This window comes from Polynucleobacter asymbioticus QLW-P1DMWA-1, from assembly GCF_000016345.1.
Taxonomy (GTDB): Bacteria; Pseudomonadota; Gammaproteobacteria; order Burkholderiales; family Burkholderiaceae; genus Polynucleobacter; species Polynucleobacter asymbioticus.
This window is the reverse complement of sequence record NC_009379.1, coordinates 1,285,828-1,309,619: the sequence shown is the minus strand read 5'-3', so window position 1 is coordinate 1,309,619 and position 23,792 is coordinate 1,285,828. Positions and strand designations below refer to the sequence as shown.

The window sequence follows — 23,792 nt, the reverse complement described above, 5'->3', positions numbered from 1 at the left end:
TCGATGCTGGCTTTATTGTTGAAGAGCTAGACCGTTTTAGTCAGCGTATGCTCCGGCTTTACGAATCACAGGACCCCATTTATTGATTTCTGCTTCGAGGTGATCTTTAAGGCCGCTTGGCGTTCTCTTTGCAGGTGGAGCGATTTCAATATTAGACTCAGCCAAACGCGTTTTAACCTCTGGATCATTTAAAGCGACATTCAAAGCTTTATTAATTTTAGCGACGACTGCTGGAGGGGTGCCTTTAGATACATACATGCCATGCCACACTCTCACTTCAAAGCCTTTGAGGCCTTGTTCATCCAGTGTTGGTACGTTTGGTAGTGCTGGCAAACGTTTAGGAGTGGTAACACCGTAAGTTTTCACTAAACCATCTTTAATGTAAGGAATGGTTTGAGTAGTTTGATCGCACAGTAAATCCACTTGACCGCCTAAAAGGTCGGTTAAAGCTGGACCAGTACCCTTATAAGGAACGGTAGTGAGCTCAACACCTTCGCGAGACATAAACAAAAGGCCGCACAATTGAGAAACTGCGCCAGGACCAGCATTGGCTAGTGTCACCTTCTCTTTATTGACCTTAATGTAAGCCTCTAACTCTTTAAAGTTATTTGGTGGAAAGTTTTTGCGGCCTAAGAGCACCATTGGAACATCCACTACTTGACCGATGTATTCAAAATCCTTCATAGGATCAAATGGAAGCTTTTTGTATAACGCAGGTGCAGTTGCCATTCCCATGTGATGGATAAAAATCATATAACCATCTGGATTGGAGCGTGCTACCCGAGTAGCTGCAATGGTGCCACCAGCACCAACTGTATTTTCAACAATGACTGTTTGACCTAATTCTTTACCCATAGGAACTGCGATGAGACGAGCAACAGCATCAGTGGGGCCACCAGCAGAGAAAGGAACTACCAAAGTCACTGGTTTATTTGGGTATGGATCTGCAGCCAACGCGCTCTTATTACCAAGCAGGGTGGCGGCGGCGATGAGGCATAAACTGGTTAATAAGGATTTACGAAATTTCATTTTTAGTCTCGAGTATTAATTATTGAAAGCGTGCCTGGCAAACTTGTAACGCTTATTTTGCCAGTTTTTGGATCAAAATGAAGTAAAAGTTTTATTGGTGTTTACCAGCAACAGCAAGCGTTCTTTTGGCTAGCAAGACCACGGGACGGTCAATCATTCGTCCATCTAGCTTCGCTACACCACCGCTAGAGGCCTGATCGGCCTCGACCACTCTTTGGGCCCAGCTGAGTTCTTCTGCCGTAGGCATAAATGCCGCTTGCACAGCTGCCACTTGTATGGGGTGTATGCATAGCTTCCCACCAAAGCCGATGCGTTTAGCGCGCTCTGCATCTTGAGTAATACGGGGTAGATCATCAGTAGATGGTGTAACCCCATCAATAGGAGGGGCAATTTGAGCGACACGCGAGGCCAACACAATTTGATATCGAGCAAACTGTAATTCAGATTCTTGTGCGTCGCACACCATGCCCAGGTCAGCTTGTAAATCTAAATTTCCCAGAGCAAGACGGAGTACTTGGTTAGCGTTAGCAATTTCGCGCAGACAATCCAATCCAATGGCACTTTCAATCATCGGAATAATGGCAGTGTTAGGTAATATCATTGCGGCACCATTAATCTGATCGAGTGATTCACTTTTCGGAATTAATAAGCAGCCCACTTTTAACTCTTGCGCCAAAATCAAATCTTTGGAATAGAACTTTGTGCCGGGGGCATTCGTTCGAATGACTAAGTGCTTCTTTTGTTCATCCGAAAAATTTGGCCATGCCGTGCGAATTGCATCTCTGGCAGCTTCTTTATCTTCTTCTGCGACCGCATCCTCTAAATCTAATACCACGCCGCTTGCACCACTCTCTAGCGCCTTGATAAAACGTTCCGGGCGAGTGCCAGGAACAAATAAAAAATTAGTACTAAAGCCTAAAGACGTTTCTAGTGGATTCATATGGACTGGTAAATAGGTTTTTTAATTAAGCTTGTGGAAGCAATGGACCCATCTTGACCTCTTTGCGGATATTCCACAAGCGATCAATGGCCTTTTGCATTTCTTCTGGGCTGGCGCCTTTGCTATAGGCTGCCAGACGCATTGCCTTATCAGTAAGTTCTGCACGAGTCAGTGAATTACCTGGATCGCCCTTAGGCTCATCAATGCGACCATCTAATATTTGGCCAGTATGGAGATGTACTTTGACTTTACAGGTCCAACGTTGTGGATAGGCGGCATCTACTTCTGGATCTAAAGTCATCGTCACGCGATCTCGAAATGCACAAATGGCTTGATCATGAAAATGCTCATCAAATTCTTGCAGACCAGCAAATCGATAATAAGCAACCAATGCTAATACTGTACCCATGGAAAACTTCGATTGGTGAACTGTATTAGGGTTGGTCACAGGACCTAATACATCAATTGCACCTTGATGAACGAAGGTGTCTACTTTAGCAATGTCATCCGCATGAAGATGGTTGCTAAGCATGACTTGCAGTAAGGCATCAGCCGCTGGGTGTGTATGACGACAAGAGGCGTGATATTTAAAGCTAGTTTCTGCGATGGCCCAGCGAGCGCCTAAGCGATCAGTGAGCTTGCTAGGATCAGCATCGTTTGACATGCCGGCAGCCAAACCTTGCTTACCCTCAAGAATATGCTGGGCTCCAGTAAAGCCAGCTTGCGAAATATAGGCTGACATTAAACCGGTCGAAGCAGCATGCGCTGTATGGAGTTGCTTGGAGTCAGCAGCGTCGCGTAAAAATTCCCATAAGCCAGCAGATTGCGTTCCAGCCGACCCAAAAGCATGCAGCATTTGTTCGGGATTGAGCTTGAGCAAGCGTCCAACAGCGGCGGCTGCAGCAAGCGTTCCCGCTGTGCTGGTAGTGTGAAAAATCTTGTAGTGTGAGCGACCTAAAAATTCACCAACACGTATACCAACTTCATAACCAGCAATAGCGGCCAATAAAAACTCTTTGCCTGAGGCACCTATCGCTTGCGCGCAAGAGAGCGCAGGTGGAAAGACAACAGTTGCCGGATGAAAAACTGAGCTGTTATGAAGATCATCTTGTTCAACCACATGTGAGGCTGCAGCATTAGCCATGGCCGCAAAAAATGGGCTACTCGTTTTGCGAGAGGAGATGATTTCGGAGGGGCCTCTATGTACATCATTAAAGCCGCCCATATTTTGCGCAAATTGAGTAATGATTTCTACAGCCCGTGCTCCTTTGCCTGCAACCGCAGAACCAAACCAGTCGACCAATAAATCTTCAGCGCGTTCGATAACCTCAGGGGGGATATCCTCCAGTTTTAATTGAGAGGCAAAGGTAGCAAGTTCTCGGGATAAGTGTGCAGAGGTCATAGTCAATTGATTAGAGGGGTGAACTTAGGCTAGCACTGCACTAGCCTGCATTGTTAGCCAGCCTTCATGATCTTGTGCCCAGATTGAAATGGTTTTACCTGAAAGGTCTTTTTCTAAATCAGGTTTGGCGCTAACTTTAAAGATATTGATATCGAAAGTAGGGCGAATGGCGCGGAACTCAAAACTTTTCAGCTTAGAGTCGGGAATACTTTGCCGCACCAAGTCCACTAAGAGTGTGGCAATGAGAGGTCCATGCACAATTAAACCGGGATAGCCTTCAACTTCTGTGACGTATTTACGATCGTAATGAATACGATGGCCATTAAACGTTAATGCTGAATAACGAAAGAGTAAAACGTCATCTGGTGTGATGGTCTTTGTCCATGCGGCATCGCTTGGTGCAGGAGTAGGGGCGACAGGCTTGTCATCTGGTTCTGGTGCATCACGATACACAATGTCATGCTCTTCAGTAATAGCCAAACCATTCTGATTGGAGATGTCATGTTTAACTAGGACAAAAATTAAGTCGCCGGTTCGACCCGCTTTATGAGTAACCGATTGAATGGTTGACACTCGCTCAATCTCATCACCCACGGAAAGTGGCGCAAGCCATTTAATACGACTGCCTGCCCACATGCGACGCGGTAGTGGAACCGGAGGCAAAAATCCACCACGTTTAGGATGGCCATCGGGGCCAATATCGGATTCTCGTGCATGCGGTAAAAAATAGAGCCAATGCCATAGCTCAGGTAAAAAAGTTCCTTTGCTTGGCTCTGGGTCGACGCGATCCAAGGTGGCTGATAAAGCACGTACTGGTGCAGCGGTGACGGTATCAGAAAGGGATTCTGTTTTACCAAGCCACTCTTGAAGATGGGTGATGGTTTGAGGTTCGATTCGCATAACTTCCATTATGCCAATCTTAAGAACAACGTAGATTCAAACACGAAGTGCAACACGGTTTAAGGACTGCATAAATACTTCATTGGGGGTTTTAAATCCTAATCGTTTTCTAGGTCGGTTGTTTAAACGGTCTTGGATCATTCTAAGCTCCTTATCGGTCACAGTAGATAGCGGTCTCTTTTTGGGGATGTATTGCCGCAATAGACCATTGAAGTTTTCATTTGATCCACGTTGCCAACTAGCAAACGGATCCGCAAAGTACGTCGTTGATTGAAGAGCTGTATCAATCCTGGCGTGCTCGGCAAATTCCTTGCCGTTGTCAAAAGTCAGGGTTTTAACGAGTGGGGTCACGGCGTTTAATTTAGTGATGATGGCGCTACTGACTAAATCCGACGTCTTGTTCTTGACCTTAGCCAAAACGACATAGCCACTCTTGCGCTCAACCAAGGTCACAACAGCTTGCCTGTGGGCCGCTCCAATTACAGTATCGCCTTCCCAGTGGCCGACTTGGGATCTTGTCTCAATGTGCGCTGGGCGCTCACTGATCGGCCGCCTACCTACTATTTGGCCTCTGCGATCACGGCCGCTGGCATAGCGTTTCTTGCGCTTTTTTTGGCAACGCAGCTGCTGGTAAAGATTGCCGCCAGCGGCTTTATCGGCGTAGACATGGCGGTAGATGGTCTCATGACTAATGCCAACCTGATTGGCAATTTGGACGGGGCTCCACTGAGCTAAGAGGCAATCCACTGTCTGATTCCATTGATCGGCTGTTATTTGGGCGGCATTACGGCAGCCTAATGAGCGTTCTTCTGCCAACAGGCAGGCTTGCTTGGGACGGTAACCTTTGAGCCCCGTATTGCGAGCAAGCTCTCGGCTAATGGTCGACTTATGCCGATCCATCAGTTGGGCTATTTGAGTTTGGGTTTTTCCGTCTTTCATGAGGATATAAATCTGATATCGTTCAGTTTGGCTAAGGTGTTGATAGGTCATGGCTACTTTGACTTGCAGGTCTAGAAGCTTTGGATACTAAAACATCCTTAGCCTCCTTAACTAGTTGTTCAAAGTTGCACTTCGTAGTTGAATCCACCCAATATTTAATTGATGAGCGTGGCTACAAAGTAGACCAATAGACCGGCTAATGCTGAGCCACCCAGCACAGGAATAACCCCTTTTTGGAGCTTAAACAGAGCCAGCCCAGCCAACCCACAGATCACCATGGAGACCCATGAGATGGAACCACCTAGGCCATGAGGCAAGAAGACGTGATAAGCAAAGAAGAGCCCCAGATTGGCAATTACACCAACGACTGTAGCAGTAATTGCGGTCAGTGGCGCTGTAAAAGCAAGCTTTCCATGGGTAGACTCAATAATGGGGCCACCTACCAAGATAAAAAAGAAGGAAGGCAGAAAAGTAAACCAGGTAGCTACACAGGCACCCAGTACGCCGAACCAAAATGGATTGCTGTAGCCAATCAGATGCTGTATGTGTCCGGCCAGGTAACCTACAAAGGCAACCACCATGATGAGTGGGCCGGGCGTAGTTTCACCAAGTGCAAGACCATCCATCATTTGACCGGCGCTAAGCCAGTGAAAATGATCGACTGCACCTTGATAAACATAAGGGAGGACTGCATACGCACCCCCAAAAGTGAGGAAGGCTGCTTTAGTAAAGAACCAGGCTAATTGTGGATAGAGCGTTTTCCAGCCAAAGAATCCAACCAGTAAACCAACGGGAATAAGCCAGCAAGTCAGAGCAACTGCGCTGTGTAGCAATGTTTTCTGATATGAAAATTGTGCATGCTCAGGAGTTGGAGTGTCATCATCAATAATGGCTGCACCTAAATGGGTGCCTTGAATTTTGCCATGTGAATGGGTTTGCTGAAAATATTCTGGGTAGCGCTTACCACCCCAAATGCCAACAGCAGCAGCAATCAAAACAATGAGCGGAAACGCTAAGTTCAAAACAAAGATCGCCAGAAAGGATCCTAAAGCAATCCATTTAAGGGCTTGATTGTGAATGGTGCGTTTACCAATACGGACTGCAGCGTGCATCACTATCGCAGTAATGGCTGGCTTGATGCCAAAAAAGATTGCTGCTATCCAGGGTACCTGACCAAATGTGAGGTAAATCCAGGAAAGCGCAATCAGAATCAATAACGAAGGGAGAACGAATAAAGTGCCAGCAAGAATACCGCCCCAACTCCGATGCATGAGCCAGCCAATGTAGGTAACCAGTTGCTGTGCTTCTGGACCCGGCAACAACATGCAGTAATTTAAGGCATGTAAAAAGCGCCGCTCTGAAATCCAGCGACGCTTTTCAACTAACTCTTGGTGCAGTACAGCGATTTGTCCAGCGGGCCCACCAAAACTAATAAAGCCTAGTTTGGTCCAGAATTTGAGGGCCTCACGAAGTGGTACGCTCAAACCTCATCCATTCCACCAACCACTTGGCTAAAGCCGTTATCCACATAAATGATTTCAGCAGTAATACCATTTGCTAAATCAGACAACAGAAACGCGGCTGTATTGCCAACGTCGTCAATGGTAACGTTTCGACGCAATGGTGCAGTTTGCTCAACGGCTTCAAGGATTTTTCCAAAGCCTTTAATGCCAGAAGCAGCCAAGGTTTTGATCGGGCCAGCAGAAATACCGTTCGCACGAATACCTTTAGGACCTACAGAGCCAGCAAGGTAGCGAACAGAAGCCTCGAGTGATGCCTTCGCTAAACCCATCGTGTTGTAGTTGGGAACATTTTTCATAGATCCCAAATAGGTCAATGTGAGCAAAGAGGATTTATCGCGCAACATTGGTAATGCTTCTTTAGCCATTGCAGGAAAGCTGTAAGCAGAAATGTCATGGGCGATTTTGAAGCCTTCACGAGATAGACCTTCTAAAAAGTCGCCAGCAATTGCTTCGCGCGGAGCAAAGCCAATCGCGTGGACAAAACCGTCAAACTGAGGCCAAGATTTAGCTAGATCCTTAAATAGGGCACTAATTTGTTCATCACTGCCAACATCACAGTCAAAAATCAGTTTTGTGTTGAATTCTTGTGCAAAATCGACAATACGACTCTTAAAGCGCTCACCTACGTAGGTAAAGGCGAGTTCAGCACCTTCGCGATGGCAGGCTTTGGCGATACCATAGGCGATGGAGCGGTTGGAGAGGAGGCCGGTAATGAGGATTTTTTTGCCGGAGAGAAAGCTCATGTTGAGTCCTTTGCTTCAAATATGATTTGCTATCTACAATTGTTGCATATATGCCGACCCCAAACCCTTTTCACCAATTTACCCAATTCTTGCTATTAGCCTTACTGGTAGGGCTTGAGAGTAATCTGGCCCAGGGTGCTCAGGGAATCGCCCAGTACGGTAAGCCCAAGTATGCAGAGGGATTTACCCATTTTGATTACGTAAACCCCAACGCCCCCAAAGGCGGAACATTAACTTTGCCTAATCCAGGCCAAAGAAATAGCTTTGATAAGTTCAATCCGTTCACCTTGCGTGGGATTACTGCCCCTGGAATTGAGTTGATGTTTGAGTCCTTAGCCGAGGGGAGTGCGGATGAGGTTTCTAGTATTTATGGATTAGTAGCTGATGATATTCAAGTGGCTAATGATCATAAATCAGTCACTTTTCATATTCGCAACGAAGCAAAATTTTCTGATGGAAGTCCAGTCTTAGCCGCTGATGTGAAATACAGTTTTGATACCTTGATGAGCGGTAAAGCCCACCCCCGTTACAAAACGACTTTTGCTGATATCAAAGAAGCAGTCATACTTTCTGATCGTTCTATTCGTTTTGATTTTAAAAATAACAATACTGAGTTGCCTATCTTGGCAGGCACCTTCCCAATCTTTTCTCGTAACTGGGGCAAGCAGCCGGACGGCACCATTATTCCATTTGAGAAGCTCGCCTTTGAAACCCCAATCGGCAGCGGTCCTTATTTGATTGAATCTTTTAAGGCTGGTAAGTCTATTGTTTATAAAAAGAATCCTCAGTATTGGGTGAATCAACTCGAGAAGCCTTTAAATCTGCGTGTCGGTTTTTACAACTTTGAGCGTGTGTTGTACAAGTTGTATAGCGACGATGCAGTTCGCCTTGAGGCCTTTAAAGCTGGTGAGTTCGATGCTTTGGTGGAGTATCGCGCCAAGATCTGGGCTAAAGGATATGTAGGCAGCAAGTTTGAAAACGGCACCTTACTGAAAAAAGCATTTTTAAATCACAACGGTGCTGGCATGCAGGGCTTTGCCATGAATGTACGTAGGCCTTTATTTCAGGATCCCCGGGTACGACAAGCATTGGGTTATGCATTGGATTTTGAATGGCTGAATCGACAGATCTTCTTTGATCAATACAGCCGTATCAATAGTTACTTTACTAATAGTGATCTCAGCGCTAACTTTGATGGACCTCATAAACCAACTGATGCTGAACTGAAGTTATTAAAGCCATTAAAAGCGCAATATCCACAATGGGTTCCGGATGGAGTCTTCGGGCCCATGCCAGCTGCACCATCTACCAAGCCGCCTAATAGTCTGCGCCAAAACTTACGTCAAGCGAGAGATTTACTAATGCATGCAGGCTGGCAATATCGCGATGGCGCTTTGCGCAATGAAAAGGGTGAGCCATTTCGTTTTGAGATTGTGGAAGACGGCGGATTCTTTTTGCGGGTGATTTCTTCTTATGTACGCAACCTCGAAAAGCTGGGAATACAGGTTGATATTCGTACGAGTGACTTTGCTTTGCACCAAAAGCGCATGAATGAATATGACTTTGATATGACTACTGTGCGTTTTCAGGATTCACAAAACCCGGGCAATGAACTGTGGGATCGATTCGGCAGCCAAGCAGCCAAAGAAAAAGGCTCCGATAACGTCATTGGCATTCAATCTCCCGTGGTAGATGCTTTGGTGGATTCCATCACTAAGGCAAAGAATCGGGATGAATTGCGCACTGCAGCGCGAGCCTTGGATCGCGTCTTGTGGAATAGTTACTACGTTGTGCCGCAATGGTACAACCCAACCCATCGGGTCGCATTTAGAAAAGAAATGCGCTATCCCGAGCCTCCCTTGTATTACTCTGCAGAGGCTTGGATTATGCAAAACTGGTGGAAAGAAGAGTCTAAATAATGCAAGGACAAATGCGCACCTACATCTTTAAGCGTTTGCTGCTGATGATCCCAACGCTTTTGGGTGTATTGACCTTGACTTTTGCTGTTGTGCAATTTGTGCCTGGTGGACCAGTAGAGCAAATGGTGCTCGAGTTAAAGGGCAAGGGAAGTGCCGCGGTAGGAGGCTCAGAATCTTCTGGAGGCGGTGCTACATATCGTGGTCGCCAAGGAGTGGATGCACAGCGACTCGAAGAGGTGAAAGCCTTGTATGGCTTTGATAAGCCACCATTAGAGCGTTACTTCATGATGTTGGGTCGCTTCGCGCGCTTTGATTTAGGGCAGAGCTACTATCAACACGAAAGCGTCTGGCGCTTAGTAGTTTCTAAATTGCCTGTTTCTATCAGTATTGGTTTGTGGACATTCTTTATTACGTACTTGGTGTCTATTCCACTGGGTATTGCAAAGGCGGTTAGAGATGGCTCTCGTTTTGATTCTGTCACGAGCACGATGATCTTAGTCGGTTATGCCATCCCAGGATTTGTACTCGGCGTCTTGCTACTGGTGATTTTTGGTGGTGGTAGTTTTTTGCAAATCTTTCCCCTGCGGGGCCTCACGTCAGATAATTGGAGCGATCTTAGTCTGATAGGCAAGGTAATGGACTATTTATGGCATCTGGTTTTACCTATTACCGCTTCAGTACTGGGGAGTTTTGCAGTTGTCACCATGCTCACCAAGAACTCATTTTTAGAAGAGATTCGTAAGCAATACGTTTTAACAGCAAGGGCAAAAGGATTGGCTGAGAGACAAGTGCTTTGGAAGCACGTCTTCAGAAATGCCATGCTCCCTTTGGTAACCGGCTTTCCGGCTGCTTTTATTGGCGCTTTTTTTACGGGTTCCTTGCTAATCGAAACCTTATTCTCTTTAGATGGACTTGGTTTGCTCTCTTATGAATCCGTCATGCGACGCGATTACCCAGTAGTGTTTGGAACTTTGTATTTATTTACCTTAATTGGTTTATTTACTAAATTAATTTCTGATCTTTGTTATGTCTATGTTGACCCGCGTATTCAGTTTGGATCTGGGGGCGGCTCATGAGTCGCTGGCAACGTTTTAAACATAATCGCAGAGGTTATGCCAGTCTGTGGTTATTTGTCGTGCTATTTGGCCTATCACTTTGTGCAGAGTTAATTGCTAACGACAAACCTTTAGTCGTTCATTATGACGGTCATTTTTACTTCCCTATTGTCCAGAATCAACCAGAGACTGTTTTTGGTGGCGACTTTGCTACTCCAACTGATTTCTTGGATCCCGATATTCGCAACAATATTACTAGTCATGGAAATTGGGCTATCTATCCGCCAATTACTTATAACTATGAGACGCTAAATTACTTTTCACAGGTACCCAATCCTGCGCCACCCTCATGGCAAAACTGGTTAGGAACTGATGATCGCGGTCGCGATGTGCTATCGCGTTTAATTTATGGCTTTCGTTTATCGATTCTGTTTGGCTTAGCGCTCACCATTGTGGGGGTGAGTGTGGGGATTATTACAGGATCACTAATGGGGTTCTTTGGCGGTAAATTCGACTTAATTTCCCAAAGACTGATTGAGATCTGGTCAGCAATGCCAGAGTTATATCTATTAATTATTTTCGCATCCATTTTTAATCCAAGCGTTTCATTGCTGATCATTTTGTTGGCTGCTTTTGGTTGGATGGGCTTATCAGATTATGTACGCGCTGAATTTTTCCGTAATCGCTCGTTAGAGTATGTCAGAGCAGCTCGCGCTCTTGGTCTAACCAATTTGCAAATTATGTGGCGTCATATTCTGCCAAACAGTCTGACCCCAGTCATTACCTTTTTGCCGTTTCGCATGAGCGCGGCAATTCTGTCTTTAACCAGCTTAGACTTCTTGGGCTTGGGTGTTCCGCCTGGTACGCCCAGTCTCGGTGAGCTGCTTTCTCAGGGCAAAGGCAATCTAGAGGCATGGTGGATTTCTCTTTCTACGTTTGTTGTCTTAGTAACAACATTGTTATTGTTGACCTTTATGGGTGAGGCCTTACGTGATGCCTATGACTCTCGTAAGGCGGGCTTAATGAGTGGAGGGCGCTCATGAGTTTGCTGCGTTACGAAGACTTGTGTATTTCTTTTGGATCCGGACGGCGAGAAAAATTTGCTGTGAACCATCTCAATTTGGAGGTTGGCATTGGTGAGCGGGTAGCTTTGGTAGGTGAATCAGGTTCCGGCAAGACGCTGACTGCGCTGGCACCCTTAAGACTTGAGCCAGAAGGTGCAAAGGTTTCTGGAAAAATTCTGTGGAATCAAAAAGATGGCAAGGGGGAAGTCGATCTTCTCTCGCTGCCTATTCAAGATATACGGGAAATCCGTGGACGTGAAATCGCTATGGTGTTTCAAGAGCCGATGACAGCATTAAACCCCTTGTTTACTATTGGCAATCAAATTATTGAAGCAGTGCAAATTTATCAGCCACTGATTTCAAAGTCTGACTGCACTGATGCGGCGATTGATCTTTTGAAAAAGACCGGCATTCCAGAGCCTGAGCGCCGTTTTTATTCCTACCCGCACCAACTATCGGGGGGTCAACGTCAACGCGCTATGATTGCAATGGCTTTGGCTTGTAAGCCACGCCTTTTGATTGCCGACGAGCCTACAACGGCCTTAGATGTGAGTTTGCGTTTGCAAATTCTGGATTTGCTCAAAGAGTTGCAAGAAGAATCTAAAGAGCATGGCGGCATGGGAATTTTATTAATTACCCATGACCTCAATTTGGTAAAACATTTTGCCCAGCGGGTAGCCGTACTTAATCAAGGTAACTTGATGGAGGCTGGCACCACTAAACAAGTATTTGAGCATCCTACTGATGTCTACACTCGTGCCTTAGTTAATAGCGAGCCAGTACGTGATTTGGCGCCCGTCATTCCTTTGGCGCCAGTACTATTGCAAACAGAGGCGCTTTCGGTGGCTTATCCAAGCTCTGAATCAAGCTCTTGGTTCAAAAAGACACCAGCCCACAAGGTCCTAAAAAAGGTGAGCTTTACGCTTAAGCAGGGTCAAACCATTGGCGTCATTGGAGAGTCGGGTTCGGGTAAGACTACTTTAGGCATGGCGGTGCTAGGTTTATTGGGCGATTCATCTGCAGAGGTCAGTGGCAGTGTTGACGTGCTCGGTCAAGATTGGCAAACATTAAAACCGGCGCAGCGTCGTGCAATGCGCTCTAGCTTGCAGGTGATTTTCCAAGATCCATTTGGATCTTTATCGCCTCGCATGAATGTCATGCAAATCATCTCGGAGGGATTGGACGCCCATTTTCCAAAGTTAAGTTTGGTTGAGCGTGAATCACGGGTGGTGGATATGCTCAAGGAGGTTGGTTTAGATCGATCTGCTTTAACACGCTATCCCCATGAATTTTCTGGTGGCCAACGCCAACGCATTGCAATTGCACGTGCATTAATCTTACGTCCTCAAATATTGGTGTTAGATGAACCCACCTCAGCATTGGATGTCTCGATTCAAAAACAAGTGCTGGCTTTGTTATCTGAATTGCAAAAAAAATACAACCTCGCCTACCTCATGATTAGTCATGACTTAGCGGTTATTCGGGCGATGTCCCATGAGGTCATGGTGCTCAAGGAGGGAAAGGTGGTGGAGTTTGGGGATACCGAAACCCTCATCAAGCATCCACGCCAGACTTATACGAAGGAGTTATTTGCTGCGGCAGAACTGACATAAATAAAGCTCAAACTTGCGCTAAATGGTCTAATTTGGTGCATTAGCACCGAGATAATGCAAAAATAGCTTTATAAACAATGACTTAAGGCTATAGTCAAGACTTGGTTAATTAGGGGTTCTTTGTTAAACTGAGACGATGTCATTAAAAAAAGCACTACTTACACCTGCGCTAGGTTTATTCCTGGGCCTAGTTGTTTCCATGCCCGCCTTCGCTTCTGATGCTGCGGATGCAGCTGCCGAGACGGTTGTTCCTAAAGAAAGCATGTTCCAGGCAGGGCGCGCTTACATTGCCCGAGTTTCCGATCGTTTGGCTGATACCGTTTCCGGAAAATCAGAAGAATTAATAAATCGCGCCATGGTAGTGATTGGTGTGCGTTATCGCTGGGATGCTGAATTGCCACAGTCTGGTTTGGATGGCAGCAGTTTCGTTGGCTATGTCTTTAAAGATAAATTGGGTTTCTTGTTGCCACGTAAAGCAACCCAGATGAGCCGTGTTGGAAAGCCTATTACTCGTGATGAGTTGCAGCCTGGTGATCTTGTATTTTTTAATACCATGCGCTTAACTTTTTCACATGTGGGTATCTATGTTGGCGACAATAAATTTATTCACTCGCCATCAAAGGGTACTAATGTGCGCGTTGATGACTTAGGCAGCTTGTATTGGGATAAACGTTTTGATGGTGCGCGTCGATTAGACGGCAGCGACAATCTCAATGACTCTGAACGTCAAGATTTGTTAAACGAAGTCAACAATCTAAAACGTCAATCTCCTAGTCTCTAGGAATCGCGCTTGTGGTGAGCACCATCAAGCCTCTTAGCCTTAAGATCGTTAGCCCCTCAGTTTTTCCTTAATTAAAGCCATTTGTTCCTGAGTGGCTACTTCACCAGCAAGAATCGCTGCATTTCTGGACTTGAATTCCCCGCTACTCATCTGCCTCAGCTGCGGCTGAATCACAATATCAGCACTCTTTAATTCATATTGGTTGATGCTTCGCTGCATGATGGAAATCGTTTGCTGTAATACACCAAAGGTTCCACTGGCATCTTGATGAACTGGTTCAGAGGAAATGTTGACTGCAATCACTAGGGTGGCACCCATCTGTCTTGCGTAACTCACTGGCACTGGTGCCACTAATCCACCGTCAACATATTCTTTGCCATTGATGACTGCTGGTTGAAATACGCCGGGTACGCTGCACGAAGCGCGTACCGCTAAACCGGTATTGCCAGTGCGAAAGAGAACGCCTTTGCCCGACTGCAATTCAGTGGCAACAACTCCTAGCGGAATGCGCATTTGTTCAATCGTTTTATTTTGCACTTCACGATTGACCATATTTTGTAGGGCATCGCCTTTAATGAGTCCCCCAAAGCGACCTGCAAAAGGGAGTCCCCAGTCCGCTATCGTCGCTTCGTCGAGATTGAGGGCAAGACGGTTCATGTCATTTCCATTGAGGCCTGAAGCGAGAAGGGCGGCAATCACGCTTCCGGCGCTACTACCCACAACGATATCGGGGCGAATGCCTTGAGCTTCAAGAGCCTTGATAACGCCGATATGGGCAAAGCCACGGGCCGCTCCTGCACCCAAGACTAGGCCTATTACGGGTTTTTTGCTTCCCATGAGGCTGCAAGAACTTAATCCGCCGGCACCTACTAAAGCACCTAGACCCATGCCTAAGCCTATTAAATTACGGCGCTGTATGGATGGGCGAGGAGATTTTGATGAAATTTTGTGCATGTGGCTATTGTATTGAGCCTACCTTATAATGGGCAAACGGTGAGCGAAAAGGACTTCGTTTCAGCGCGGACAGCTTGATGAGATGGATTGTCCGTAGTAGCTAGAAAACACCCAACCCATTACTGAAATACATTTTTAAAGCCTATTCAGGATGAATCCTGATAGCCAGACTCTTATGGACGATCACAACAAGCGCGTTATTGAAGCAGCCCTCCTCTGCGCGCAGGAGCCACTTACAGTTGCTGACTTGTCACGCTTATTCATTGAGGACATCACTACAGCTGATATCGATGAGGCCTTGGTTGAGATTCAGCGTACCTGGGATGACAGGGGAATGGAGCTTGTACATATTGCGACAGGCTGGCGTTTTCAGAGTCGACTCTCGATGCGTGAATATCTAGATCGCCTTACTCCTGAGAAGCCTCCAAAGTACTCACGTGCCGTGATGGAGACCTTAGCAATTATTGCTTATCGTCAACCGGTTACCCGGGGTGAGATCGAAGAAATTCGTGGTGTGGCTGTGAGTAGCAACGTGATGAAGCAGTTAGAAGATCGTGGTTGGGTAGAAGTCATTGGACACAAAGAAACCATTGGTCGACCTGGTTTGTATGCCACTACCAAACAATTCTTAGATGATTTAAGTCTGACGAATTTACAAAGCCTGCCGATCTTGGAAGACGCAGCACCAATGGCTGCAGCAGAGCAATTAGGTCAAGCAGTGATGGAATTTGATCCGTCAGCAACCGTAGAAACCGTCATCATTGATGCGGATGCTCAAGAAATTAGTGAAGTAGAAGAAGCTGTATTAGAAGTGATCTCTGAAGAAGTGGTAATAGAAGAAATAGAAGAAATCATCATCGAAGTTACTGAAGAAGTTACCCCTGAGTCTGAAGACCATTCAGACGAAACAAAATAATAATTAATGACAAGCTCCAACGAAAACGATTCATCCCCGGTAGTAAATCCATCGGCAACCCCATCCCACGCGGACACAACACCATCAAATTCTGATGGTGCCAAGACCGAAGGTGGAGAGCGTGGCGAACGTCGCCCCCGTCGCCAAGGCGCGGGAGGCAGTAAACACCCGTTCAATAAAAAGCGCCCCTTTAACAAGGATCGGCCACGTCGTGAGGGCGGTGAAGGTAATGGTCCACGCGAAGGCGGTCATAACCAGGGCAATAACCAATCCTCCAAATTAGTCCCCAACCCGGCTGAGAGTGAAGCCTTATTTGCTTCAGTGGTGTCCGGTGAATTCGATGCCGCTTTAGATGCTCCTGAGGTTGAGGAAGTAAAGAATCTTGATGGTGTGAATGAGAATGAAATCTCTCATCAGACTGGTGCTGAGCGTCGTGCGCAACGCGTGCGTCACGATGAAGATGCTGATATGCCAAGTGATGACGAGATGAGTAGCTTGCAATTTGCAAACGTCGATGATCTTCCGCTGAGTTTGCGTGATGAAGTATGGTCAGACCTCGATGGTTTGGATGATGATGCTGACGATGAAGATACTGTTAAGTTACATAAGGTTTTAGCGGATGTAGGCATGGGATCACGTCGCGATATGGAAGACTTGATTATTCAAGGACGCGTATCAGTCAACGGATTGCCAGCGCATATTGGCCAACGCATTGGACCAACAGATCAAGTGCGTATTAATGGCAAGCCAGTACATCGCAAGATTCAGACTAAGCCGCCGCGCGTGATTATGTATCACAAGCCTGCTGGCGAAATCGTCAGCCAATCAGATCCAGAAGGTCGTCCAACTGTATTTGATCGTTTGCCAAAGCCACGTCAAGGCCGTTGGATCGCAGTAGGTCGCTTGGACTTTAATACCGAAGGTTTGTTGCTGTTCACCACCTCTGGTGAGTTGGCCAATCGTTTGATGCATCCGCGATATGGTGTTGAGCGTGAATACGCTGTGCGCATTCTGGGTGACTTGAGTCAAGAAAACACAGCACTATTAAAGAGCGGTATTACGCTCGATGATGGCCAGGCTAAATTCCTGCGTCTAGCCATGGGTGGTGGTGAGGGCGCTAACCGCTGGTACCACGTTGCATTAAGCGAAGGCCGTAATCGCGAAGTGCGTCGTATGTTTGAAGCCGTTGGTCATACAGTATCTCGTTTAATCCGAACTCGTTATGGCATTTTCTTATTGCCTCCACGTTTACGTCGTGGCAAATGGGAAGAGATTGAGGCTGGCGGCATTTACAACTTGATGAAGTCTGCAGGCCTAAAAATGCCACAACCGTCAGACAAGGGTCGTAGCCCCAATCCAAATAATCGTGATCGTCGCCCCGCAGGTGAGGATTTCCAGCCGGATCCAATGCAAACCTCAGTTTCTTACTGGGGTTCGCGTGACGCCTTAACCCTTGCTAGCGGCCATAACGGTCTCACGCATCAAAGCAGGGGCGGTAAACCAGGTGGCGGCGGTGCTGCTAGCGAAGGGCGCGGTCCTTTCCGGGGCCGTACTCAGGGTGGCAGGCCAGGACAAGGTGCTGGCCAAGGCGGTCAGGGTGGCCAAGGTCAAAATCGCAATAAGGCCAAAAAGGTGCATCATGGCCAGTCTGCTTTTGTGACTGGAAACCCTCAAACACCGGGTAATGGCCCTAAACGAAGCGCCCCCAAAGGGAGAAAACCCTTCAATAAAGGCCCTAGAAAGCCCCGTAATCCTGGCGAAAGCTTCTGATTTCTAACAGATTTCTCTAAAATCGGCTATAATTTTGGTCTTGCAGCATGTATGTGTTGCAAGTGTTGTTACCGACTGATGTTGCGATCAACGTAAGTCGGCCTGTTCTGAATTTCGAGAATATGGGCTTTGAAGCCCATTTTTTTTTGCCATTTTGGTATGAGGGGAAGTTGTGAGAGATCAGCAAATCATCGCTGCCGAGCTGGAAAACTTAGGTTACACGCTAGTTGAGATTGAGCGTGAAGCCGGCGGTTTACTGCGCGTCACAATTGAAAACCCGGATTACGAGCGCTTGATTTCTGTTCTCGATTGCGAGAAGGTGAGTCATCAGTTGAGCTACGCCTTGCCAGTTGAAAATATTCCTTACGAGCGCTTAGAGATTTCCTCTCCTGGTTTAGATCGCCCAGTGAAGTCTGCGGCCGATTTTGAACGCTTCACTGGAATGGAAGTGGATTTGAAGTTGCGTGTTGCTGCAGGTAACCGCAAAAATTTTCGTGGTGTATTGCAAGGTTTGTTGAGTGGTGAGTTGAATTCACCAGATGCAAAGTTTGGTTTGTTGTTTGAGGGCGCCGATGGCGCCGAGTCTCAATTGGAGTTTTCTTTAGCCGAGGTCGATAAGACTCGGTTGGTCCCTGTTATTGATTTCAAAGGAAGAAAGTCATGAGCCGAGAAGTTCTCATGTTGGCAGACGCCCTAGCGCGTGAAAAGAACGTTGATCAAGCTATTGTGTTCGAGGCGCTCGAAATGGCGCTAGCATCGGCCACTAAGAAGCGTTATGCAACTGAAGATGTAGATATTCGTGTTTCCATTGACCGTGAGTCTGGTGAATACGAAACCTTCCGACGTTGGTTGGTTGTTCCGGATGAGGCAGGTCTTCAAGAGCCTGATAAAGAGATTTTGCAATTCGAGGCAAAAGAACAACTGTCAGATATTGAGGTTGGTGACTACATCGAGGAGCAAATCGAATCTTTAGCTTTTGGACGCATTGGCGCGCAAGCTGCTAAGCAAGTGATCTTGCAACGTATTCGTGATGCTGAACGTGAACAGATTTTGAACGACTACCTTGAGCGTGGCGAAAAAGTCATGACTGGTACTGTCAAGCGTGCTGACAAAAATGGTTTGATTATTGAATCAGGTCGTGTTGAAGCATTGCTTCGTCGCGATCAAATGATCCCTAAAGAAAATTTACGTTCCGGTGACCGTGTACGCGCATACATCCTTAAAGTGGATCGCGAAGCACGTGGCCCACAAATCGAACTCTCTCGTACTTGCCCAGACTTCTTGATCAAGTTGTTTGAAAACGAAGTTCCAGAGATGGAGCAGGGCTTACTAGAGATTAAGGGCGCAGCTCGTGACCCTGGTATCCGTGCCAAGATTGCTGTTATTACTTATGACAAGCGCATCGACCCAATCGGTACTTGCGTTGGTGTACGCGGCACTCGTGTGACTGCAGTACGCAATGAAGTTGCTGGTGAGGCAGTGGACATTGTGTTGTGGTCTGAAGATCCAGCGCAATTCGTGATTGGTGCTTTGGCTCCAGCTCAAGTATCTTCAATCGTTGTTGACGAAGAGCGTCATGCGATGGATGTGGTTGTTGATGAAGAGAATTTGGCTATTGCGATTGGCCGTAGCGGACAGAACGTTCGTTTGGCGAGCGATTTGACGGGTTGGCAAATCAACATCATGACTCCTGAAGAGTCTGCTGAGAAAACTGAAAAAGAAGCATCTTCTGTACGTCAATTGTTTATGGACAAATTGGACGTTGACCAAGAAGTGGCTGATATTTTGATTGAAGAAGGCTTTAATACGTTAGAAGAAGTGGCCTACGTACCATTGTCTGAAATGTTAGAGATTGATTCATTCGATGAAGATACTGTGAATGAGTTGCGTACACGCGCACGTGATTCTTTGTTGACGATGGAGTTGGCAAAAGAAGAGCGTATTGGCGAAGTGTCACAAGACTTACGTTCCTTAGACGGAATGACTACAGAATTGATTGCCAAGCTTGCTGACAATCAAGTACATACCCGTGACGACCTTGCTGAACTAGCTGTTGATGAGCTGGTTGAGGCGACACAAATTGACGAAGAAACTGCGAAAACGCTCATCATGAAAGCGCGCGAACATTGGTTTACTTCATGAGAGGAAGTAGTGCATGGCAACAACAGTAAAAGTACTCGCTAAAGAATTAAAACGTACCGCGCCAGACCTCTTAGAGCAGTTGAAGGCGGCCGGTATCGAAAAAGGTTCTGAGGACGATAGCATTACCGAAAAGGACAAAACTGTTCTGCTCGAGCATTTGCAAAAAGAACATGGCAGCGCTGAGACTGGCGCACGTAAGAAGATCACCTTAATTAAGCGTGAGAATTCTGAAATTCGTCAGGCAGATTCTGCTGGTCGTACACGAACCGTGCAGGTAGAAGTGCGTAAAAAACGCGTGCTTGTGAAGCGTAGTGATGAGGCAGCGGCTCTAGAAGTAGAAGAGGCGCCGGCAAAAGTAATTGCACCTACAGAGCCAGTGAAATCTATTCTCTCTGCTGAGGAATTAGAAAAGCGTGCAGCTGAAGCAACTCGTCAAGCCGAGTTATTGGCTCGTCAAGAAGCGGAAATGAAAGCGGCTGAAGAAGCGCGTCAAAAAGAAGTGGCTGCTCCAGTTGTTGAGAAGGAAGAAAAGCCTGTTGACAATGCTCCTGACGCAGCCGCTACTGCAGCTGAGAAAAAAGCAACTGCTGATAAGGCTGCTAAAGATTTAGCTGCTACTAAAGAAAAAGAGTTGGCCGATATTCGTGTACGTCGTGCAGCTGCAGAAGCGGAAGCTTTGGCAATTCGCGACATGATGAGTGCACCTGCCCGTGTTCTAAAAGCGCCAAGTGAAATTGCTGCTGAAGAAGCGAAAAAAGGCACATTGCATAAGCCAGCAAAACCTGAAGGTGCTGATGATAAGAAAAAGGCTGTCGCTAAAGTTGGCGGCAAGACTATCAAGTCTGCTGAAACTTCATCAACCTGGCAAGAAGAAGGCGCCAAGAAACCTGGTGGTCTGAAGACTCGCGGTGATTCTTCTGGCGGTGTTGGTGGTTGGCGCTCAGGCGGTGGTCGCAAGAAGCAACGTCAAATTGCTGAGGCCAATGTCGATACTAATTTCCAAGTCCCAACTGAACCGGTGGTTCGTGATGTTCATGTTCCAGAAACCATTACTGTTGCTGAGTTAGCTCATGCAATGGCAGTGAAGAGTGCGGAAGTAATTAAGTTATTGATGGGCATGGGTCAGATGGTTACCATCAACCAAGTGCTCGATCAAGATACAGCGATGATCATCGTAGAAGAGATGGGCCATACAGCCCACGCTGCTAAGTTAGATGATCCTGATTTAGATCTGGGTACTGATGGTCATGATGCAGAGTTATTGCCACGTCCTCCTGTAGTTACTGTCATGGGTCACGTTGACCACGGTAAAACTTCGCTGCTCGACAAAATTCGCGCAGCTAAAGTTGCTACAGGCGAAGCTGGCGGTATTACTCAGCACATCGGCGCTTACCATGTGGAAACACCTCGCGGCATGATTACCTTCCTGGATACTCCAGGTCACGAAGCCTTTACGGCAATGCGTGCTCGTGGTGCGAAGGCAACCGATATTGTGATCTTAGTAGTTGCAGCCGATGATGGTGTGATGCCGCAAACTAAAGAGGCGATTCATCATGCATTAGCTGGTGGCGTACCTATTGTTGTGGCAATCAATAAGATTGATAAGCCTGAAGCCAACTCTGAGCGCGTGAAAACAGAATTAGTCGCTGAGCAAGTCGTTCCTGAAGAATACGGTGGCGATGTGCCATTCATTCCCGTATCTGCAAAAACTGGCGAAGGCATTGATGCTTTGTTAGAAAACGTATTGTTGCAGGCGGAAATTTTGGAGCTGAAAGCGGCTAAAGATGCGCCTGCACAAGGTTTGGTGATCGAAGCCCGTTTAGATAAGGGTAAGGGTCCTGTTGCAACCATATTGGTTCAGTCAGGCACGCTCAAGCGCGGCGATATGTTGCTAGCGGGTTCAACCTATGGTCGTGTACGCGCCATGTTGGATGAAAATGGCAAGCCATGTAACGAAGCAGGCCCATCTATTCCGGTAGAGATTCAAGGTTTGGGTGATGTTCCGGCTGCCGGTGAGTCAGTTCAGGTGGTTCCTGACGAGCGCAAGGCTCGTGAGATCGCACTCTTCCGTCAAGGTAAGTTCCGTGATGTGAAGTTGGCTAAACAGCAAGCATTCAAGCTTGAAACCATGATGGAAAACATGGAAGAGGGCGCTGTTGAAGCTAAATTGTTGCCTGTGATTATTAAGGCTGACGTACAAGGTTCTCAAGAGGCTTTGGCGCAATCATTAATGAAACTCTCTACACCAGAAGTGAAGGTTCAAATTGTTCACGCAGGTGTTGGTGGCATTACTGAAACCGACGTGAACTTGGCTGTAGCTTCTAAAGCGGTCATTTTTGGCTTTAACTCTCGTGCAGATGCAGCAGCACGTAAGTTGGCCGAGAACAATGGCGTTGACATCCGTTATCACAACATTATTTATGACGCAGTTGATGAAGTGAAGTTAGCCTTGAGCGGCATGTTGACTCCAGATAAGAAAGAAGAAATCACTGGTCTCGTTGAGATCCGTCAAGTCTTCTTAGTATCTAAAGTCGGCGCAATTGCCGGTTGCTTGGTCGTTGACGGTATCGTTAAACGTACATCAAGCGTTCGACTCTTGCGTGACAATGTTGTTATCTGGACTGGCGAACTCGACTCTCTCAAGCGCTTTAAAGATGATGCTAAAGAAGTTCGCGCCGGTGTTGAGTGCGGCCTGTCATTAAAAGGCTATAACGATATTAAAGAAGGTGACCAACTTGAAGTGTTTGAAGTGACTGAAGTCGCCCGTTCACTCTAAGCAAAGTCGACTGCCGAAATATGCATAAAACTAGCCCTCATCGCAACCAGCGTCTCGCCGATCAAATTCAGCGAGACCTGGCCGAACTGATTCCACGTGAATTGCGTAGCACAAGCTTGGGTTTAATTACCCTGCAAAGTATTGAGCTTTCTCCAGACTTAGCCCATGCCAAAGTATTTTTTACGGTTTTAGGTGCTGAGCCTGAGCATGCATTAAAAGCTTTGCAAGAAAAAGCAGGTTATTTGCATTCATTGTTATTCAAGCGTTTGCATATTCATACTGTGCCAACATTGCATTTTCACTATGACAGCTCAGTAGAGCATGGCATTGAAATGTCTCGATTGATCGATCAGGCTGTAGAGAGCGATCAACAAGACGAGAGCAAATAACCAATGTCTACGCGTATCGATGGCGTAGTGTTGCTGGATAAACCCGCCGGAATGAGTTCCCAAGGTGCGGTTACTGCAGTCAAACGCGCCTTCAATGCTGACAAGGCTGGTCATACAGGTACTTTAGATCCTATGGCGACTGGCTTGCTGCCCATTTGCTTGGGTGAGGCTACTAAGTATTCTCAGGACTTATTAGAAGCCGATAAGACTTATATTGCTCAAGTGAAATTCGGCTCGCGTACTGATACAGGTGATGCAGAGGGTCTCATAATTGAAGAGCTTCCATTACCCGCATTTGAAAATGATGCGGCATTGCTGAAATTATTGGAATCCTTATTGCCAAAGTTTACTGGCCTAATCTCTCAAGTGCCCCCAATGTATTCCGCTTTAAAGCGAGATGGCAAACCTTTATATGAGTACGCACGTGCTGGTGTGGAGTTAGAGCGTGCGCCACGTGATATCACCATCCATAAAATTCGTTGGACGAATGTTCAATGGCCAGAGGCTACATTAGAAGTAAGCTGTAGTAAGGGTACTTATATTCGTGTTTTGGCTGAAGATCTTGGTAATGCTTTAGGTTGTGGCGCACATTTAGTGGGCTTACGCCGAACTGAAGTAGGGCATTTAACCTTGGATCAATCTTTCACAATTGAATCGATTCAAAATGGCGGAAAAGATAGTTCTAGTTATATCTTGCCGGTAGATGCTTTATTGCAGACCTTGCCTCATCTAACAGTTGATGAGCAACAGGCAAAACGTTTGGAAATGGGTCAGCGGGTACCGTTAAACCTTCCCTCCATTGAAGCTTTAGTGCGTATTTATCGCGCTACTGCTGCACCCCATAACTTTATTGGTACTGCGGATTGGCGCTCGGGAGTATTACATCCCAAGCGCTTGATTTCTCAGGCTTAGCAACAAGCTTTATTAACTGAATTCT

At 46.6% G+C, this 23,792-nt stretch carries 20 protein-coding genes; 12 read left to right on the top strand and 8 right to left on the bottom strand.

All coding sequences use genetic code 11. The annotated features are described in order from the left end of the window. Positions 1-36: 36 nt before the first annotated feature. The 7 genes from PNUC_RS06530 to fabI form a co-directional block, all read right to left on the bottom strand. Entirely contained in the window at positions 37-1,029 is a 993-nt protein-coding gene (locus tag PNUC_RS06530) for a tripartite tricarboxylate transporter substrate-binding protein (protein WP_011903084.1), read from the bottom strand. Positions 1,030-1,120: 91 nt separating this feature from the next. Next, on the bottom strand, positions 1,121-1,969 hold the full coding sequence (locus tag PNUC_RS06525) for an HpcH/HpaI aldolase/citrate lyase family protein (protein WP_011903083.1): 849 nt from the start codon (positions 1,967-1,969) through the stop codon (positions 1,121-1,123). A gap of 25 nt (positions 1,970-1,994) precedes the next feature. Continuing rightward, the gene (locus PNUC_RS06520) at positions 1,995-3,371 is read right to left on the bottom strand and encodes an MmgE/PrpD family protein (protein ID WP_011903082.1); all 1,377 of its coding nucleotides are present in this window, start codon (positions 3,369-3,371) and stop codon (positions 1,995-1,997) included. 24 nt (positions 3,372-3,395) lie between these two features. After that, positions 3,396-4,280 carry an FAS1-like dehydratase domain-containing protein gene (locus tag PNUC_RS06515; RefSeq protein ID WP_011903081.1) on the bottom strand — a complete coding sequence of 295 codons (885 nt, stop codon included), beginning with the start codon at positions 4,278-4,280 and terminating at the stop codon, positions 3,396-3,398. A gap of 27 nt (positions 4,281-4,307) precedes the next feature. After that, positions 4,308-5,261: an IS30 family transposase gene (locus tag PNUC_RS06510; protein ID WP_011903080.1), complete on the bottom strand. Its 954-nt coding sequence runs from the start codon at positions 5,259-5,261 to the stop codon at positions 4,308-4,310. A 104-nt stretch (positions 5,262-5,365) separates the two neighbouring features. Next, entirely contained in the window at positions 5,366-6,694 is a 1,329-nt protein-coding gene (gene chrA / locus PNUC_RS06505) for a chromate efflux transporter (RefSeq protein WP_011903079.1), read from the bottom strand. Beyond that, positions 6,691-7,476 (bottom strand): enoyl-ACP reductase FabI, encoded by a 786-nt coding sequence (fabI, locus tag PNUC_RS06500; RefSeq protein ID WP_011903078.1) that lies wholly within the window; start codon positions 7,474-7,476, stop codon positions 6,691-6,693. The genes chrA and fabI overlap by 4 nt, the downstream gene beginning before the upstream one ends. Before the next feature lie 50 nt (positions 7,477-7,526). Between fabI and PNUC_RS06495 the strand changes: the two genes are divergently transcribed. The 5 genes from PNUC_RS06495 (at position 7,527) to PNUC_RS06475 (ending at position 13,908) form a co-directional block, all read left to right on the top strand. Beyond that, positions 7,527-9,395 (top strand): extracellular solute-binding protein, encoded by a 1,869-nt coding sequence (locus PNUC_RS06495; RefSeq protein ID WP_011903077.1) that lies wholly within the window; start codon positions 7,527-7,529, stop codon positions 9,393-9,395. Between the two features lie 11 nt (positions 9,396-9,406). After that, positions 9,407-10,471, top strand: a complete 1,065-nt coding sequence (locus tag PNUC_RS06490) for a microcin C ABC transporter permease YejB (RefSeq protein WP_011903076.1) — start codon at positions 9,407-9,409, stop codon at positions 10,469-10,471. Further along, on the top strand, positions 10,468-11,493 hold the full coding sequence (locus PNUC_RS06485) for an ABC transporter permease (RefSeq protein WP_011903075.1): 1,026 nt from the start codon (positions 10,468-10,470) through the stop codon (positions 11,491-11,493). Before PNUC_RS06490 ends, PNUC_RS06485 begins: the two co-directional genes overlap by 4 nt. Beyond that, positions 11,490-13,127, top strand: a complete 1,638-nt coding sequence (locus PNUC_RS06480) for an ABC transporter ATP-binding protein (protein WP_011903074.1) — start codon at positions 11,490-11,492, stop codon at positions 13,125-13,127. Before PNUC_RS06485 ends, PNUC_RS06480 begins: the two co-directional genes overlap by 4 nt. A gap of 136 nt (positions 13,128-13,263) precedes the next feature. Continuing rightward, positions 13,264-13,908: a C40 family peptidase gene (locus PNUC_RS06475; protein WP_011903073.1), complete on the top strand. Its 645-nt coding sequence runs from the start codon at positions 13,264-13,266 to the stop codon at positions 13,906-13,908. Positions 13,909-13,956: 48 nt separating this feature from the next. Here the strand turns inward: PNUC_RS06475 and PNUC_RS06470 are convergent, their stop codons facing one another. Continuing rightward, positions 13,957-14,862: a patatin-like phospholipase family protein gene (locus PNUC_RS06470; RefSeq protein WP_011903072.1), complete on the bottom strand. Its 906-nt coding sequence runs from the start codon at positions 14,860-14,862 to the stop codon at positions 13,957-13,959. Between the two features lie 151 nt (positions 14,863-15,013). Here PNUC_RS06470 and scpB point away from each other — a divergent pair, with 151 nt between their 5' ends. The 7 genes from scpB to truB all read left to right on the top strand — a co-directional run bounded on the left by scpB (position 15,014) and on the right by truB (position 23,767). After that, positions 15,014-15,778: an SMC-Scp complex subunit ScpB gene (gene scpB / locus PNUC_RS06465; protein ID WP_011903071.1), complete on the top strand. Its 765-nt coding sequence runs from the start codon at positions 15,014-15,016 to the stop codon at positions 15,776-15,778. Between the two features lie 6 nt (positions 15,779-15,784). Beyond that, the gene (locus PNUC_RS06460) at positions 15,785-17,548 is read left to right on the top strand and encodes a pseudouridine synthase (protein WP_011903070.1); all 1,764 of its coding nucleotides are present in this window, start codon (positions 15,785-15,787) and stop codon (positions 17,546-17,548) included. Between the two features lie 172 nt (positions 17,549-17,720). Next, complete coding sequence (rimP, locus tag PNUC_RS06455; RefSeq protein WP_011903069.1) at positions 17,721-18,212, top strand: ribosome maturation factor RimP; 492 nt, start codon at positions 17,721-17,723, stop codon at positions 18,210-18,212. Next, positions 18,209-19,690 carry a transcription termination factor NusA gene (nusA, locus tag PNUC_RS06450; RefSeq protein WP_011903068.1) on the top strand — a complete coding sequence of 494 codons (1,482 nt, stop codon included), beginning with the start codon at positions 18,209-18,211 and terminating at the stop codon, positions 19,688-19,690. The genes rimP and nusA overlap by 4 nt, the downstream gene beginning before the upstream one ends. A 13-nt stretch (positions 19,691-19,703) precedes the next feature. Further along, complete coding sequence (gene infB / locus PNUC_RS06445; RefSeq protein WP_011903067.1) at positions 19,704-22,466, top strand: translation initiation factor IF-2; 2,763 nt, start codon at positions 19,704-19,706, stop codon at positions 22,464-22,466. Positions 22,467-22,486: 20 nt separating this feature from the next. Further along, positions 22,487-22,855, top strand: a complete 369-nt coding sequence (gene rbfA, locus PNUC_RS06440) for a 30S ribosome-binding factor RbfA (RefSeq protein WP_011903066.1) — start codon at positions 22,487-22,489, stop codon at positions 22,853-22,855. Positions 22,856-22,858: 3 nt separating this feature from the next. After that, positions 22,859-23,767: a tRNA pseudouridine(55) synthase TruB gene (gene truB / locus PNUC_RS06435; protein ID WP_011903065.1), complete on the top strand. Its 909-nt coding sequence runs from the start codon at positions 22,859-22,861 to the stop codon at positions 23,765-23,767. Positions 23,768-23,792 lie beyond the last annotated feature (25 nt).